This window comes from Streptomyces sp. NPDC007162, from assembly GCF_040634175.1.
Classification (GTDB): domain Bacteria; phylum Actinomycetota; class Actinomycetes; order Streptomycetales; family Streptomycetaceae; genus Streptomyces.
The window spans coordinates 1-12,875 of sequence record NZ_JBEYFC010000244.1 but is presented as its reverse complement, the minus strand read 5'-3'; the positions used below and the strand labels follow the sequence as shown (position 1 = coordinate 12,875).

12 protein-coding genes and 1 pseudogene are annotated in these 12,875 nt (G+C 70.9%); all 13 read left to right on the top strand.

Annotated features, from left to right (window positions below; translation table 11 throughout):
• Positions 1 to 306 (top strand): annotated as a pseudogene (locus ABZ646_RS26200) (hypothetical protein); the annotation flags it as partial.
• Between the two features lie 12 nt (positions 307 to 318).
• Entirely contained in the window at positions 319 to 693 is a 375-nt protein-coding gene (locus tag ABZ646_RS26195; protein WP_360523556.1) for a hypothetical protein, read from the top strand.
• Positions 693 to 3,365, top strand: a complete 2,673-nt coding sequence (alaS, locus tag ABZ646_RS26190; RefSeq protein ID WP_360523553.1) for an alanine--tRNA ligase — start codon at positions 693 to 695, stop codon at positions 3,363 to 3,365. Before ABZ646_RS26195 ends, alaS begins: the two co-directional genes overlap by 1 nt.
• 14 nt (positions 3,366 to 3,379) lie before the next feature.
• The gene (gene ruvX / locus ABZ646_RS26185) at positions 3,380 to 3,844 is read left to right on the top strand and encodes a Holliday junction resolvase RuvX (protein WP_360523550.1); all 465 of its coding nucleotides are present in this window, start codon (positions 3,380 to 3,382) and stop codon (positions 3,842 to 3,844) included.
• A 123-nt stretch (positions 3,845 to 3,967) separates the two neighbouring features.
• Positions 3,968 to 5,716: an endolytic transglycosylase MltG gene (mltG, locus tag ABZ646_RS26180; protein WP_360523547.1), complete on the top strand. Its 1,749-nt coding sequence runs from the start codon at positions 3,968 to 3,970 to the stop codon at positions 5,714 to 5,716.
• Positions 5,697 to 6,536 carry a shikimate dehydrogenase gene (locus tag ABZ646_RS26175; RefSeq protein ID WP_360523544.1) on the top strand — a complete coding sequence of 280 codons (840 nt, stop codon included), beginning with the start codon at positions 5,697 to 5,699 and terminating at the stop codon, positions 6,534 to 6,536. Before mltG ends, ABZ646_RS26175 begins: the two co-directional genes overlap by 20 nt.
• 247 nt (positions 6,537 to 6,783) lie before the next feature.
• Positions 6,784 to 7,968: a chorismate synthase gene (gene aroC / locus ABZ646_RS26170; RefSeq protein ID WP_360523541.1), complete on the top strand. Its 1,185-nt coding sequence runs from the start codon at positions 6,784 to 6,786 to the stop codon at positions 7,966 to 7,968.
• A gap of 11 nt (positions 7,969 to 7,979) precedes the next feature.
• Positions 7,980 to 8,483, top strand: a complete 504-nt coding sequence (locus ABZ646_RS26165; RefSeq protein ID WP_360523559.1) for a shikimate kinase — start codon at positions 7,980 to 7,982, stop codon at positions 8,481 to 8,483.
• Positions 8,480 to 9,571: a 3-dehydroquinate synthase gene (aroB, locus tag ABZ646_RS26160; protein WP_360523538.1), complete on the top strand. Its 1,092-nt coding sequence runs from the start codon at positions 8,480 to 8,482 to the stop codon at positions 9,569 to 9,571. Before ABZ646_RS26165 ends, aroB begins: the two co-directional genes overlap by 4 nt.
• 141 nt (positions 9,572 to 9,712) lie before the next feature.
• On the top strand, positions 9,713 to 10,540 hold the full coding sequence (locus tag ABZ646_RS26155) for a Pro-rich N-terminal domain-containing protein (protein WP_360523535.1): 828 nt from the start codon (positions 9,713 to 9,715) through the stop codon (positions 10,538 to 10,540).
• 134 nt (positions 10,541 to 10,674) lie between these two features.
• Positions 10,675 to 11,781 carry an aminopeptidase P family protein gene (locus ABZ646_RS26150; RefSeq protein WP_360523532.1) on the top strand — a complete coding sequence of 369 codons (1,107 nt, stop codon included), beginning with the start codon at positions 10,675 to 10,677 and terminating at the stop codon, positions 11,779 to 11,781.
• A 52-nt stretch (positions 11,782 to 11,833) separates the two neighbouring features.
• A complete protein-coding gene (gene efp / locus ABZ646_RS26145) occupies positions 11,834 to 12,400 on the top strand; it encodes an elongation factor P (protein ID WP_132889284.1) in 567 nt (188 codons plus the stop codon).
• A gap of 2 nt (positions 12,401 to 12,402) precedes the next feature.
• The gene (nusB, locus tag ABZ646_RS26140) at positions 12,403 to 12,834 is read left to right on the top strand and encodes a transcription antitermination factor NusB (protein WP_132889285.1); all 432 of its coding nucleotides are present in this window, start codon (positions 12,403 to 12,405) and stop codon (positions 12,832 to 12,834) included.
• Positions 12,835 to 12,875 lie beyond the last annotated feature (41 nt).

Genomic DNA, 12,875 nt, shown 5'->3' with positions numbered 1-12,875 from the left:
GGAGGAGTAGGCGGGGACGCCGACGGTGGCGTAGGCGCGGGCCTGGATCTCGGCGGTGGCGGCGCCGTTGACCGGGTCGACGCGATCGCCTCCGACGTCCAGGAGGTCACGTCCAATGCCTCCGCGCTGTCCACCACCGTCGCCTCCACCTTCGGCGGCCCGCTGGTCAAGGTCGCGGCCTTCGGCTACGGCGTGCGCCGGGCGCTGGCCGGCCGCAAGGCGGACGTGCCCGTGAAGGAGCCCAGGCGTACCGTGATCGTGGGTCGGACCGTGCCCGCCGCACGGCGGAAGAACCGGGGAAAGTAGGAGCCAGACCATATGTTCCGCCGTACGTTCTGGTTCACCACCGGTGTCGCCGCCGGCGTCTGGGCCACCACCAAGGTCAACCGCAAGATCCGGCAGCTGACCCCGGAGAGCCTCGCCGCCACCGCCGCGAACAAGGCGCTGGAGACCGGCCACCGGATCAAGGACCGGGCGGTCGGCTTCGCACTCGACGTCCGCGACAACATGGCCCAGCGGGAGGAAGAGCTGGGGGAGGCGCTGGGCCTGGACGCGGACCCGGCACTGCCCGCGCCCCGGCGGCTCGCCGCCATCGAGAACAACCGCAGCAACCCGAAGTACATCGAGAACAGCAGGATTTCGAAGTACGCCGATCCCACGACGTACTCGTACGACCGGAATGAGGACCACTGATGGAGTCGGCAGAGATTCGCCGCCGCTGGCTGAGCTTCTTCGAGGAGCGCGGGCACACCGTCGTCCCTTCGGCGTCGCTCATCGCGGACGACCCGACTCTGCTCCTCGTCCCGGCCGGCATGGTGCCCTTCAAGCCCTACTTCCTGGGTGAGGTCAAGCCGCCCTTCGCCCGCGCCACCAGCGTGCAGAAGTGCGTGCGCACCCCGGACATCGAAGAGGTCGGCAAGACCACCCGGCACGGCACCTTCTTCCAGATGTGCGGCAACTTCTCCTTCGGCGACTACTTCAAGGAAGGCGCCATCAAGCACGCCTGGGAGCTGCTCACCAGCCCCCAGGACAAGGGTGGTTACGGCCTGGAGCCGGAGAAGCTCTGGATCACCGTCTACAAGGACGACGACGAGGCCGAGCGCATCTGGCACGAGGTCGTCGGCGTGCCGAAGGAGCGGATCCAGCGCCTCGGCATGAAGGACAACTACTGGTCCATGGGCGTCCCCGGCCCCTGCGGCCCGTGTTCCGAGATCAACTACGACCGCGGACCCGAGTTCGGCGTCGAGGGCGGCCCCGCCGTCAACGACGAGCGGTACGTGGAGATCTGGAACCTCGTCTTCATGCAGTACGAGCGCGGCGAGGGCATCGGCAAGGACAACTTCGAGATCCTCGGCGAGCTGCCCAGCAAGAACATCGACACCGGCCTCGGCCTGGAACGCCTCGCCATGATTCTGCAGGGCGTGCAGAACATGTACGAGATCGACACCTCCATGGCCGTCATCAAGAAGGCCACCGAGCTGACCGGCGTCCACTACGGCGAAACCCACGCCTCGGACGTCTCGCTGCGCGTGGTCAGCGACCACATGCGCACGTCGGTGATGCTGATCGGCGACGGTGTCACCCCGGGCAACGAAGGCCGCGGTTACGTACTGCGCCGCATCATGCGCCGCGCCATCCGCAACATGCGGCTGCTCGGCGCCACCGGCCCGGTCGTCCTCGACCTGATCGACACCGTGATCGCGATGATGGGCCAGCAGTACCCGGAGCTGGTCACCGACCGCGAGCGCATCGAGAAGGTCGCCGTCGCCGAGGAGAACGCCTTCCTCAAGACGCTGAAGGCCGGCACGAACATCCTCGACACCGCCGTCACCGAGACCAAGGACGCCGGCGGCAAGGTCCTCGCCGGTGACAAGGCGTTCCTGCTCCACGACACCTGGGGCTTCCCGATCGACCTCACCCTCGAGATGGCCGCCGAGCAGGGCCTCTCGGTGGACGAGGAGGGCTTCCGCCGCCTGATGAAGGAGCAGCGGGAGCGCGCCAAGGCCGACGCCCAGGCCAAGAAGACCGGCCACGCCGGAGCCGGTGCCTACCGTGAGATCGCCGACAGGACCGGCGAGACCGACTTCATCGGGTACGCCGACACCGAGGGCGAGACCACGATCGTCGGCATCCTGGTCGACGGCGTCTCCTCGCCGGCCGCCACCGAGGGCGACGAGGTGGAGATCGTCCTCGACCGCACCCCGTTCTACGCCGAGGGCGGCGGCCAGATCGGCGACACCGGCCGGATCAAGGTCGACACGGGTGCCGTCATCGAGATCCGCGACACACAGAAGCCGGTCCCGGGCGTCTACGTGCACAAGGGCGTCGTCCAGGTCGGCGAGGTGACCGTCGGCGCCAAGGCCCACGCCTCGATCGACTCCCGTCGCCGGACCGCCATCGCCCGTGCCCACTCGGCCACCCACCTCACCCACCAGGCGCTGCGCGACGCCCTCGGTCCGACCGCCGCCCAGGCCGGTTCGGAGAACCAGCCCGGCCGCTTCCGCTTCGACTTCGGTTCGCCGTCCGCGGTTCCCACGGCCGTGATGACCGACGTCGAGCAGAAGATCAACGAGGTGCTCGCCCGCGACCTCGACGTGCGCGCCGACATCATGGGCATCGACGAGGCCAAGAAGCAGGGCGCCATCGCCGAGTTCGGCGAGAAGTACGGCGAGCGGGTCCGTGTGGTGACCATCGGCGACTTCTCCAAGGAGCTGTGCGGCGGCACCCACGTGCACAACACCTCCCAGCTGGGCCTGGTGAAGCTGCTCGGCGAGTCCTCGATCGGCTCCGGCGTGCGCCGTATCGAGGCCCTCGTCGGTGTCGACGCCTACAACTTCCTCGCCCGTGAGCACACGGTCGTCGCCCAGCTCCAGGAGCTGATCAAGGGCCGTCCGGAGGAGCTGCCGGAGAAGGTCTCCGCCATGCTCGGCAAGCTGAAGGACGCCGAGAAGGAGATCGAGAAGTTCCGCGCCGAGAAGGTGCTGCAGGCCGCCGCCGGTCTGGTCGAGTCCGCCAAGGACGTCCGCGGGATCGCCGTGGTGACCGGGCAGGTCCCGGACGGCACCACCCCGGACGACCTGCGCAGGCTCGTCCTCGACGTGCGCGGCCGCATCCAGGGCGGACGGGCCGCCGTGGTCGCCCTGTTCACGGTCAACAACGGCAAGCCGCTGACGGTCATTGCCACCAACGACGCCGCCCGCGACCGCGGTCTCAAGGCCGGTGACCTGGTCCGTGCCGCCGCCAAGACGCTCGGCGGCGGCGGTGGCGGCAAGCCGGACGTCGCCCAGGGCGGCGGCCAGAACCCGGCCGCGGTCGGCGAGGCCGTCGACGCCGTCGAGCGCCTCGTCGACGAGACCGCCAAGTAAGGAACCGGTCAGAAATGCGCAGAGGACGTCGGCTCTCGATCGACGTCGGGGACGCCCGGATCGGGGTCGCCTCGTGCGACCCCGACGGGATCCTCGCCACCCCGGTGGAGACCGTCCCCGGCCGGGACGTTCCGGCGGCCCACCGCCGGCTGCGGCAACTGGTCGGGGAGTACGAACCGATCGAGGTCGTCGTCGGACTCCCGCGCTCCCTCAAGGGAGGTGAGGGCCCGGCCGCGGTCAAGGTCCGGGCCTTCGCCCAGGAGCTCGCCAAGGGCATCAAGCCGGTGCCGGTCCGGCTGGTCGACGAGCGGATGACGACCGTGACGGCCAGTCAGGGACTGCGTGCCTCCGGGGTGAAATCCAAGAAGGGACGCTCTGTCATCGACCAGGCCGCCGCTGTGATCATCCTTCAGCAGGCGCTGGAATCCGAACGGGTGTCAGGTAAACCACCCGGTGAGGGCGTCGAAGTGGTCATCTGATCGCGATACGGTAACGTTCCGCGCGATGCGATGGTTTTCGAACAGCCACCGCACAGCAAGAGGCGGAACGGTCCGTCGGCCCACCAGCCGCGTGATGCGCCGCCTCGCGGCTCTAGGGGATCGATGACTGAGTATGGCCGGGGCCCAGGCTCCGAACCGTGGCACCCGGAGGACCCGTTGTACGGGGACGACGGGTGGGGCGGGCAGCAGGCCCACGCGGGCCAGCAGTCCCCCTACGGCGGCCAGCCGCAGCACTACCCGCAGCAGTCGCAGCAGCAGTACGGCGACTGGGGCCAGCACCCGCAGGGTGGGTACGACCAGCACTACGGCCAGCAGCAGTACGCCTACTACGACGAACAGGGTCAACTGCAGTACGCCGACGGGCACGGGCAGCAGCAGTACGACCAGCAGTACGCCGGTCATGCCCCGCAGCAGTACCACCAGGGCACCTGGGACGCGGCCGGTACCCACGGCGAGGCGCCCTACGCCGCCGACCCGGGCGACCCCTACGGCCAGCAACCCGTGGCCTACGGCGGCGAGCAGCCCGACTTCTACGGCACCGAGGACGCCTACCCGCCGCCGGAGCCGCCCGGCCGCAGGCGCGACCCCGAGCCGGCCCCGCAGCCGGACCCCGCCGCCGAGGCGGCCGAGGAGGAGGAAGAGCAGCACCCCTTCTTCACGGGCGCGGACGCCGAGGACGACGAGGACGACGACCCGAAAGGACGCCGCGGTGGTGGCCGCGGCAAGGGGGGCAAGGGGGACAAGAAGGCCAAGGGCGGCGAAGGAGCCAAGAAACGCCGCAACGGCTTCGCCTGCCTGGTGGTCTGCCTGGTCTTCGGCGGCGGTGCGGCCACCGTCGGCTACTTCGGCTGGCACTTCTACCAAAATCGTTTCGGCGCGTCCCCGGACTACACGGGCAGCGGCAACGGCGAGACCGTGACCGTACAGATCCCCAAGGGCGCGGGCGGGTACGACATCGGCCGTCGGCTCAAGGAAGCCGGCGTCGTCAAGAGTGTCGACGCGTTCGTCCACGCGCAGTCGCAGAACCCGAAGGGCAACACGATCCAGGCGGGCGCCTACACCTTGAAAAAGGAGATGTCCGCCGCGAGTTGTGTGCTGCTGATGCTCGACCCGAAGAGCCAGGCGAATGTGGTGGTCACCCCGGGCGAGCGCGCGGCCGCCGTCTACGTGGCCCTCGACAAGAAACTCGGCCTGTCCGCGGGCACCAGCAAGAAGATCGCCAAGACCGAGTACAAGAACCTCGGTCTGCCCAGCTACGCGAACACCAACAGCAAGATCATGGATCCGCTGGAAGGATTCCTCTACCCGGGGACCTATCCCGCGGCCAAGGGCATGAAGCCCGACGCGATCCTCAAGCAGATGGTCGCGGCGGCCAAGGAGCAGTACGCCTCCTACGACCTCGTCGCCGAGGCCAAGAAGTACGACCTGGACAGTCCGTTGCAGGTCATCACGGTCGCGAGCCTCGTCCAAGCCGAAGGAAAGACGCACGACGACTTCCGCAAGATGGCGGAAGTGGTCTACAACCGTCTCAAGTTCACGAACACCGAGACGAACCGGTTGCTCCAATTCGACTCGACCTTCAACTACCTGAAGGGCACGAGCAACATCCACATCAGCGAGTCGGAGATCAACAGCAACCAGAACCCGTACAACACCTATACCCAGAAGGGTCTGCCGCCCGGTCCGATCGGCAACCCCGGCGAGGACGCGCTGAAGGCGGCGTTGAATCCGACCGACGACGGCTGGATGTACTTCGTGGCGACCGACGGTGTGAGCAACACCGAATTCGCCAAGACCAACGCCGAATTCGAAAAGCTCAAGGAAAAGTTCAATGCCACCTCGGGCCGCTGACGCCCGCCGGGCCGCTGTGCTCGGCAAGCCCATCGCCCACTCCCTCTCCCCGGTGCTGCACGGGGCCGCGTACGACGAACTCGGGCTCACCGACTGGTCGTACGAGCGCTTCGAGGTCGACGAGGCCCAGCTGCCCGGCTTCGTCGAGCAGCTGGGGCCGGAGTGGGCAGGGCTGTCGCTGACCATGCCGCTGAAGCGGGCGGTCATACCGCTGCTCGACGAGATCAGCGAGACCGCCGCCTCGGTCGACGCGGTCAACACCGTCGTCTTCGCGGAGGACGGGCGCCGGCTCGGCGACAACACCGACATCCCGGGCATGGTGGCCGCGCTCCGCGAACACGGCATCGAACAGGTCGACTCCGCCGCCGTCCTCGGCGCCGGCGCCACCGCCTCCTCCGCACTGGCCGCGCTCGCCCGGATCTGCACCGGCGAGGTCGTCGCCTACGTCCGCAGCGCGGCCCGCGCCGCCGAGATGCGGGAGTGGGGCGAGCGGCTCGACGTCGAGGTCCGCGTCGCCGACTGGGCCGACGCCGAGCAGGCCCTGCGCGCCCCCCTGGTGGTCGCCACCACCCCCGCCGGTACCACCGACGCCCTCGCCACCGCCGTACCGGAACGCCCCACCACCCTCTTCGACGTCCTCTACCACCCCTGGCCCACCGCCCTGGCCGCCCGCTGGTCCATGTTCGGCGGCGCCGTGGTGAGCGGCCTGGACCTCCTGGTGCACCAGGCCGTCCTCCAGGTCGAGCAGATGACCGGCCGCCGCCCGGCCCCCGTCGACGCCATGCGGCGGGCCGGGGAGAAGGCGCTCGCCGAGCGCTGAGCGGGCCGCCGGGGATCCGCACGTCGCGGGGCGCCGCCGAACCGCAGCCGACCGCACCGATTCCGCCCGGCCGGGCGCCGACCTGGCACATCCGCGTCCGCCTGCTGGACCGGCGGCCGGGTCCGGGGTCCGGACGTGGGAGGATCGGAGGTGGCGGACCGGGGCCGCGCACCCGGTCGGGCCGTCGCCGTACGCGAGGACACGCGTACGCAGGGCAGTACCAGGGCGCGAGCACTGAGGAGCATCGTTGAGCAGGCTGCGTTGGCTGACCGCGGGGGAGTCCCACGGTCCCGCACTTGTCGCGACGCTGGAGGGCCTTCCCGCCGGCGTGCCGATCACGACCGAGATGGTCGCCGACCACCTCGCGCGGCGGCGGCTCGGGTATGGCCGCGGTGCGCGGATGAAGTTCGAGCGCGACGAGGTCACCTTCCTCGGCGGCGTCCGGCACGGACTGACCCTCGGCTCCCCGGTCGCGATCATGGTGGGCAACAGCGAGTGGCCCAAGTGGGAACAGGTCATGGCGGCCGACCCGGTCGACCCCGAGATCCTCGCGGGTCTCGCCCGCAACGCCCCGCTGACCCGGCCCCGCCCCGGCCACGCCGACCTCGCCGGGATGCAGAAGTACGGCTTCGACGAGGCCCGGCCGGTCCTGGAGCGGGCCTCCGCCCGGGAGACCGCGGCCAGGGTGGCGCTCGGCGCGGTCGCCCGCTCGTACCTGAAGGAGACCGCGGGCATCGAGATCGTCTCGCATGTCGTCGAGCTGTGCTCCGTGAAGGCCCCGGCCGGTGGCTACCCCACCCCGGCCGACGTGGAGAAGCTGGACGCCGACCCGCTGCGCTGCCTGGACGCCGACACGTCGAAGGCGATGGTGGCCGAGGTCGACCAGGCCCACAAGGACGGCGACACCCTCGGAGGTGTGGTCGAGGTGCTGGCGTACGGCGTGCCGGTCGGCCTCGGCTCGCACGTCCACTGGGACCGCAAGCTGGACGCCCGTCTCGCCGGTGCCCTGATGGGCATCCAGGCGATCAAGGGCGTCGAGATCGGGGACGGCTTCGAGCTGGCCCGAGTGCCCGGTTCCAAGGCCCACGACGAGATCGTCGGCACGCCCGAGGGCATCCGGCGCGTCTCCGGCCGGGCCGGCGGAACCGAGGGCGGACTGTCCACGGGCGAGCTGCTGCGGGTGCGGGCCGCGATGAAGCCGATCGCGACCGTGCCGCGCGCCCTCCAGACGGTGGACGTGGCGACCGGCGAGGCCGCGCAGGCGCACCACCAGCGCTCCGACGTCTCCGCCGTGCCGGCCGCGGGCATCGTCGCCGAGGCGATGGTGGCATTGGTACTGGCGGACGCGGTGGCGGAGAAGTTCGGCGGCGACTCGGTCCCCGAGACCCGCCGCAACGTGCGCTCGTACCTCGAGAACCTGGCCATCCGGTGAGCACCGCGCCGATGGTGGTGCTGGTCGGGCCGATGGGCGTGGGCAAGTCCACGGTCGGACAGCTGCTCGCCGAACGGCTCGGCGTCGGCTACCGGGACACCGACGAGGACATCGTGGCAGCCGAGGGCCGCGCCATCGCCGACATCTTCGTGGCGGAGGGCGAGCCGGCCTTCCGTGCCATCGAGAAGCGGGCGGTGCGCGAGGCGCTGGCCGAGCACGAGGGCGTCCTCGCCCTCGGCGGCGGCGCGGTCCTGGACGCGGACACGCGCGGGCTGCTCGCCGGGCAGCGGGTGGTCTACCTCTCGATGGACGTCGAGGAGGCCGTCAAGCGCACCGGCCTGAACGCGGCCCGGCCGCTGCTCGCCCTGAACCCGCGCAAGCAGTGGCGCGAGCTGATGGAGGCGCGGCGGCACCTGTACGAGGAGGTCGCCACGGCCGTCGTGGCGACCGACGGCCGTACGCCCGAAGAGGTCACCCAAGCAGCCCTGGACGCAGTGGAGTTGAAGGAAGCATGAGCGAGGCAGTCACCCGGATCCAGGTCGGCGGCACGGCGGGCACCGAGCCGTACGAGGTCCTGGTGGGCCGTCAGCTGCTCGGTGAACTGGGCGGGTTGATCGGCGAGAAGGCCAAGCGGGTCGCCGTCATCCACCCCGAGGCGCTCGCCGAGACCGGCGACGCGCTCCGCGCCGACCTGGCCGGGCAGGGCTACGAGGCCGTCGCCATCCAGGTGCCCAACGCCGAGGAGGCCAAGACCGCCGAGGTCGCTGCCTACTGCTGGAAGGCGCTCGGCCAGTCCGGTTTCACCCGCTCCGACGTCATCGTGGGCGTGGGCGGCGGCGCCACCACCGACCTGGCCGGTTTCGTGGCCGCCAGCTGGCTGCGCGGGGTGCGCTGGATCGCCGTCCCGACCACCGTGCTGGCCATGGTGGACGCGGCCGTGGGCGGCAAGACGGGCATCAACACGGCCGAAGGCAAGAACCTGGTCGGCGCCTTCCATCCGCCGGCGGGTGTGCTGTGCGACCTGGCCGCCCTCGACTCCCTCCCCGTCAACGACTACGTCTCCGGGCTCGCCGAGGTCATCAAGGCGGGCTTCATCGCGGACCCCGCGATCCTGGAACTCATCGAGTCCGACCCCGAGGCCGCGCGGACCCCGGCCGGCCCGCACACGGCCGAGCTGATCGAACGCTCCATCCGGGTCAAGGCGGAGGTCGTCTCCTCCGACCTGAAGGAGTCCGGGCTGCGGGAGATCCTCAACTACGGCCACACGCTCGGCCACGCCATCGAGAAGAACGAGCGCTACAAGTGGCGGCACGGCGCCGCGGTCGCCGTCGGCATGCACTTCGCCGCCGAACTGGGCCGCCTCGCCGGACGACTCGACGACGCGACGGCCGACCGCCACCGCACCGTCCTGGAGTCCGTGGGCCTGCCCCTGCACTACCGCTACGACCAGTGGCCCAGGCTGGTCGAGACGATGAAGGTCGACAAGAAGTCCCGCGGCGACCTGCTGCGCTTCATCGTCCTGGACGGCCTCGCCAAGCCGACCGTTCTGGAGGGCCCCGACCCGGCCGTGCTCCTTGCCGCATACGGCGAGGTCGGGCAGTAGGCCGCTGCTGTCCGCGGCACCCGGCCCGCCGCGTGGCGCGGGCACTTCGGACCGCCCTCGGCCGTTTCACCCAACGACGACCGGGGGCGGTACCGTTCGGTGACGAGCGCAGCCGCACATGACGAGACGGAGTGGCACCGGATGCAGCACGCAGTGGGATCTCCGCTGCCGCCGCCCCATCGGCCGGGGCAGGGACCGACCGGCTGGCAGCCGGCCGCGCACCCTCCGGGAGCGCCCCAGGGCCCCGCGCCCGTGCCGCCGCCACCGGCCGCCCCGCCACCGCCCACGGTCCCGCCGCTGCCCACGGCTCCACCGCCGCCCGACACCACGGGCCACGTCCCGCTGCCGCCGGGCGCCCCGGTCGGGTTCCCCACCCCGCCGCCGGCCGCGGCCACCGCGCCCGACCCGGCCGCCACCACCCTGGCCGTCCTCCTCATCGGCCCGGCCGGGGCGGGCAAGACCAGCGTGGCCAAGTACTGGGCGGACCACCGCCGGGTCCCCACGGCCCACATCAGCCTCGACGACGTCCGCGAGTGGGTCCGCTCCGGCTTCGCCGACCCCCAGTCCGGCTGGAACGACAACTCCGAGGCCCAGTACCGCCTCGCCCGCCGCACCTGCGGCTTCGCCGCGCGCAACTTCCTGGCCAACGGCATCTCGTGCATCCTCGACGACGCGGTCTTCCCGGACCGCCCGGTCGTCGGCCTCGGCGGCTGGAAACGCCACGTCGGCCCGGGCCTCCTCCCCGTCGTCCTCCTGCCCGGCCTCGACGTCGTCCTGGAGCGCAACGCGGAACGCACGGGAAACCGCCGCCTCACCGACGAGGAGGTGGCCCGCATCCACGGCCGCATGGCCGGCTGGTACGGCTCGGGCCTCCCGATCATCGACAACTCCCAGTTGGACGTGCCGACCACGGCAAGGATCCTGGACGAGGTCCTGGCCAGGGCGATGGCGAGCCCCCCGAACTGGTAGCCGACCTTCTGGGGGGCGCTGGGGGAGGAACTGCGCGACAAGCCCCCACGGCCCCGCAGTCGACCATGGCGCCCTATCACCCCACTCGGCCTCCCCAACCGGCACAAATCGCCCATGGCTCCTACGCTCGTGTCATGTCCGAGGTGTACGCCGCCCGCCGAACCCGCCTGAGGGACCGCTGCCAGGCCAGCGGCAGCGCCTGCGCGCTGGTCTCACGCCCCGCCAACGTGAGGTACCTCGCCGGGGCCGCCCCGCACGGCTCCGTCCTGCTGCTCGGAAGGGACGAGGACCTCCTCGTGAGTCCCGGCCCGCTGGACGACCGCCCCACCGAGGCCCGTGCCGACGACTCCCTTCGCCCGCACCTCCTGGAGGGTCCCGGCGGCGACCCGGTCGTGGCCGCCGCCGGCCTCGCCGTCGCCCAGGGCACCGACGCCCTCGCCGTCGAGGAACACCACCTCACCGTGGCCCGGCACCGCGCCCTCGCCTCGGTCGCCCCGCGGCTGCGCCTGGCCGACCTGGGCGGCGCCGTCGAGCAGCTCCGGGTCGTCAAGGACGAGGAGGAGATCTCCTGCCTGCGGATCGGCGCCGAGATCGCCGACCAGGCCCTCGGCGAGCTGCTGGAGTCGATCCTCGTCGGCCGTACCGAACGGCACCTCGCCCTGGAGCTGGAGCGCCGCCTGGTCGACCACGGCGCCGACGGCCGGGCCTTCCCGACCTCCGTGGCCACCGGACCGAACTCCGGCCGCCGCGGTCACCACCCCACCGACCGGCGGGTCGAGGAGGGCGACTTCCTCTCTGTCTGCCTCGGCGCCACCTACCGGGGCTACCGCTGCGAGATCGGCCGCACCTTCGTCATCGGCACCTCGCCCGCGGACTGGCAGATCGAGCTGTACGACCTGGTCTTCGCCGCCCAGCGGGCCGCCCGGGAGAGCCTCGTGCCGGGCGCCGCCTGCCGGGACGTGGACCGCGCGGCCCGCCAGGTACTGGACTCCGCGGGCCACTCCGAGGGCCTGCAACCCCTGACGGGACACGGCGTCGGACTCGAAATCGACGAGGACCCGCAGCTCGCCCCCGCGGCCATGGGTAAACTGGACGCTTGCGTGCCGGTCACCGTCGAACCGGGGGTCCACCTCCCGGGCCGGGGCGGTGTCCGGATCGATGACACGCTCGTCGTACGCCCCGAGGCGGACGGCGGACCCGAGCTACTCACCATCACGACCAAGGAGCTGCTCGCACTATAGGGAAGGTGCGTGCGCCGGGGTCGTCCACGTCAGTCCAGGAGATTCCGCAACCGTGGCTTCCACGAACGACCTCAAGAACGGCCTGGTGCTCAAGCTCGAAGGCGGCCAGCTCTGGTCCGTCGTCGAGTTCCAGCACGTCAAGCCCGGCAAGGGCCCCGCATTCGTGCGCACCAAGCTCAAGAACGTGCTGTCCGGCAAGGTGGTCGACAAGACCTTCAACGCCGGCGTCAAGGTCGAGACGGCCACTGTCGACAAGCGCGACATGCAGTTCTCGTACATGGACGGCGAGTACTTCGTCTTCATGGACATGGACACGTACGACCAGCTGCACATCGACCGGAAGACCGTCGGCGACGCCGCGAACTTCCTGATCGAGGGCTTCACGGCCGTCGTCGCCCAGCACGAGGGCGAGGTGCTCTTCGTCGAGCTGCCCGCCGCCGTCGAGCTGACCATCCAGGAGACCGAGCCCGGCGTCCAGGGCGACCGCTCCACCGGCGGCACCAAGCCCGCCACGCTGGAGACCGGCCACCAGATCCAGGTCCCGCTCTTCATCACCACCGGTGAGAAGATCAAGGTCGACACCCGCACCAGCGACTACCTCGGCCGGGTGAACGGCTAACCGTGGCTGCCCGCAACACGGCCCGCAAGCGCGCCTTCCAGATCCTCTTCGAGGGCGACCAGCGCGGGGCCGACGTCCTGACCGTGCTCGCGGACTGGGTCCGGCTGTCCCGGACCGACACCCGGCAGCCGCCGGTCAGCGAGTACACGATGCAGCTGGTCGAGGGCTACGCGGAGCACGCCACGCGTATCGACGAGCTGATCGCCCAGTACTCGGTGGGCTGGACGCTCGACCGGATGCCGGTCGTCGACCGCAACATCCTGCGCCTGGGCGCGTACGAGCTGATCTGGGCCGACGAGACGCCGGACGCCGTCGTCCTCGACGAGATGGTGCAGATGGCCAAGGAGTTCTCGACGGACGAGTCGCCGGCGTTCGTGAACGGGCTCCTCGGGCGTCTGAAGGAGCTGAAGCCGTCGCTGCGCCGGGAAGCGTAGCCGACGGAACGCCGGAAGGCCCGCAGCCGCTCGCTGCGGGC

Bases quoted from the DNA above. Each gene is read 5' to 3' on its own strand.
- ABZ646_RS26195 (WP_360523556.1), top strand. From the start codon at position 319: ATGTTCCGCCGTACGTTCTGGTTCACCACCGGTGTCGCCGCCGGCGTC.
- alaS (WP_360523553.1), top strand. From the start codon at position 693: ATGGAGTCGGCAGAGATTCGCCGCCGCTGGCTGAGCTTCTTCGAGGAG.
- ruvX (WP_360523550.1), top strand. From the start codon at position 3,380: ATGCGCAGAGGACGTCGGCTCTCGATCGACGTCGGGGACGCCCGGATC.
- mltG (WP_360523547.1), top strand. From the start codon at position 3,968: ATGACTGAGTATGGCCGGGGCCCAGGCTCCGAACCGTGGCACCCGGAG.
- ABZ646_RS26175 (WP_360523544.1), top strand. From the start codon at position 5,697: ATGCCACCTCGGGCCGCTGACGCCCGCCGGGCCGCTGTGCTCGGCAAG.
- ABZ646_RS26165 (WP_360523559.1), top strand. From the start codon at position 7,980: ATGGTGGTGCTGGTCGGGCCGATGGGCGTGGGCAAGTCCACGGTCGGA.
- aroB (WP_360523538.1), top strand. From the start codon at position 8,480: ATGAGCGAGGCAGTCACCCGGATCCAGGTCGGCGGCACGGCGGGCACC.
- ABZ646_RS26155 (WP_360523535.1), top strand. From the start codon at position 9,713: ATGCAGCACGCAGTGGGATCTCCGCTGCCGCCGCCCCATCGGCCGGGG.
- ABZ646_RS26150 (WP_360523532.1), top strand. From the start codon at position 10,675: ATGTCCGAGGTGTACGCCGCCCGCCGAACCCGCCTGAGGGACCGCTGC.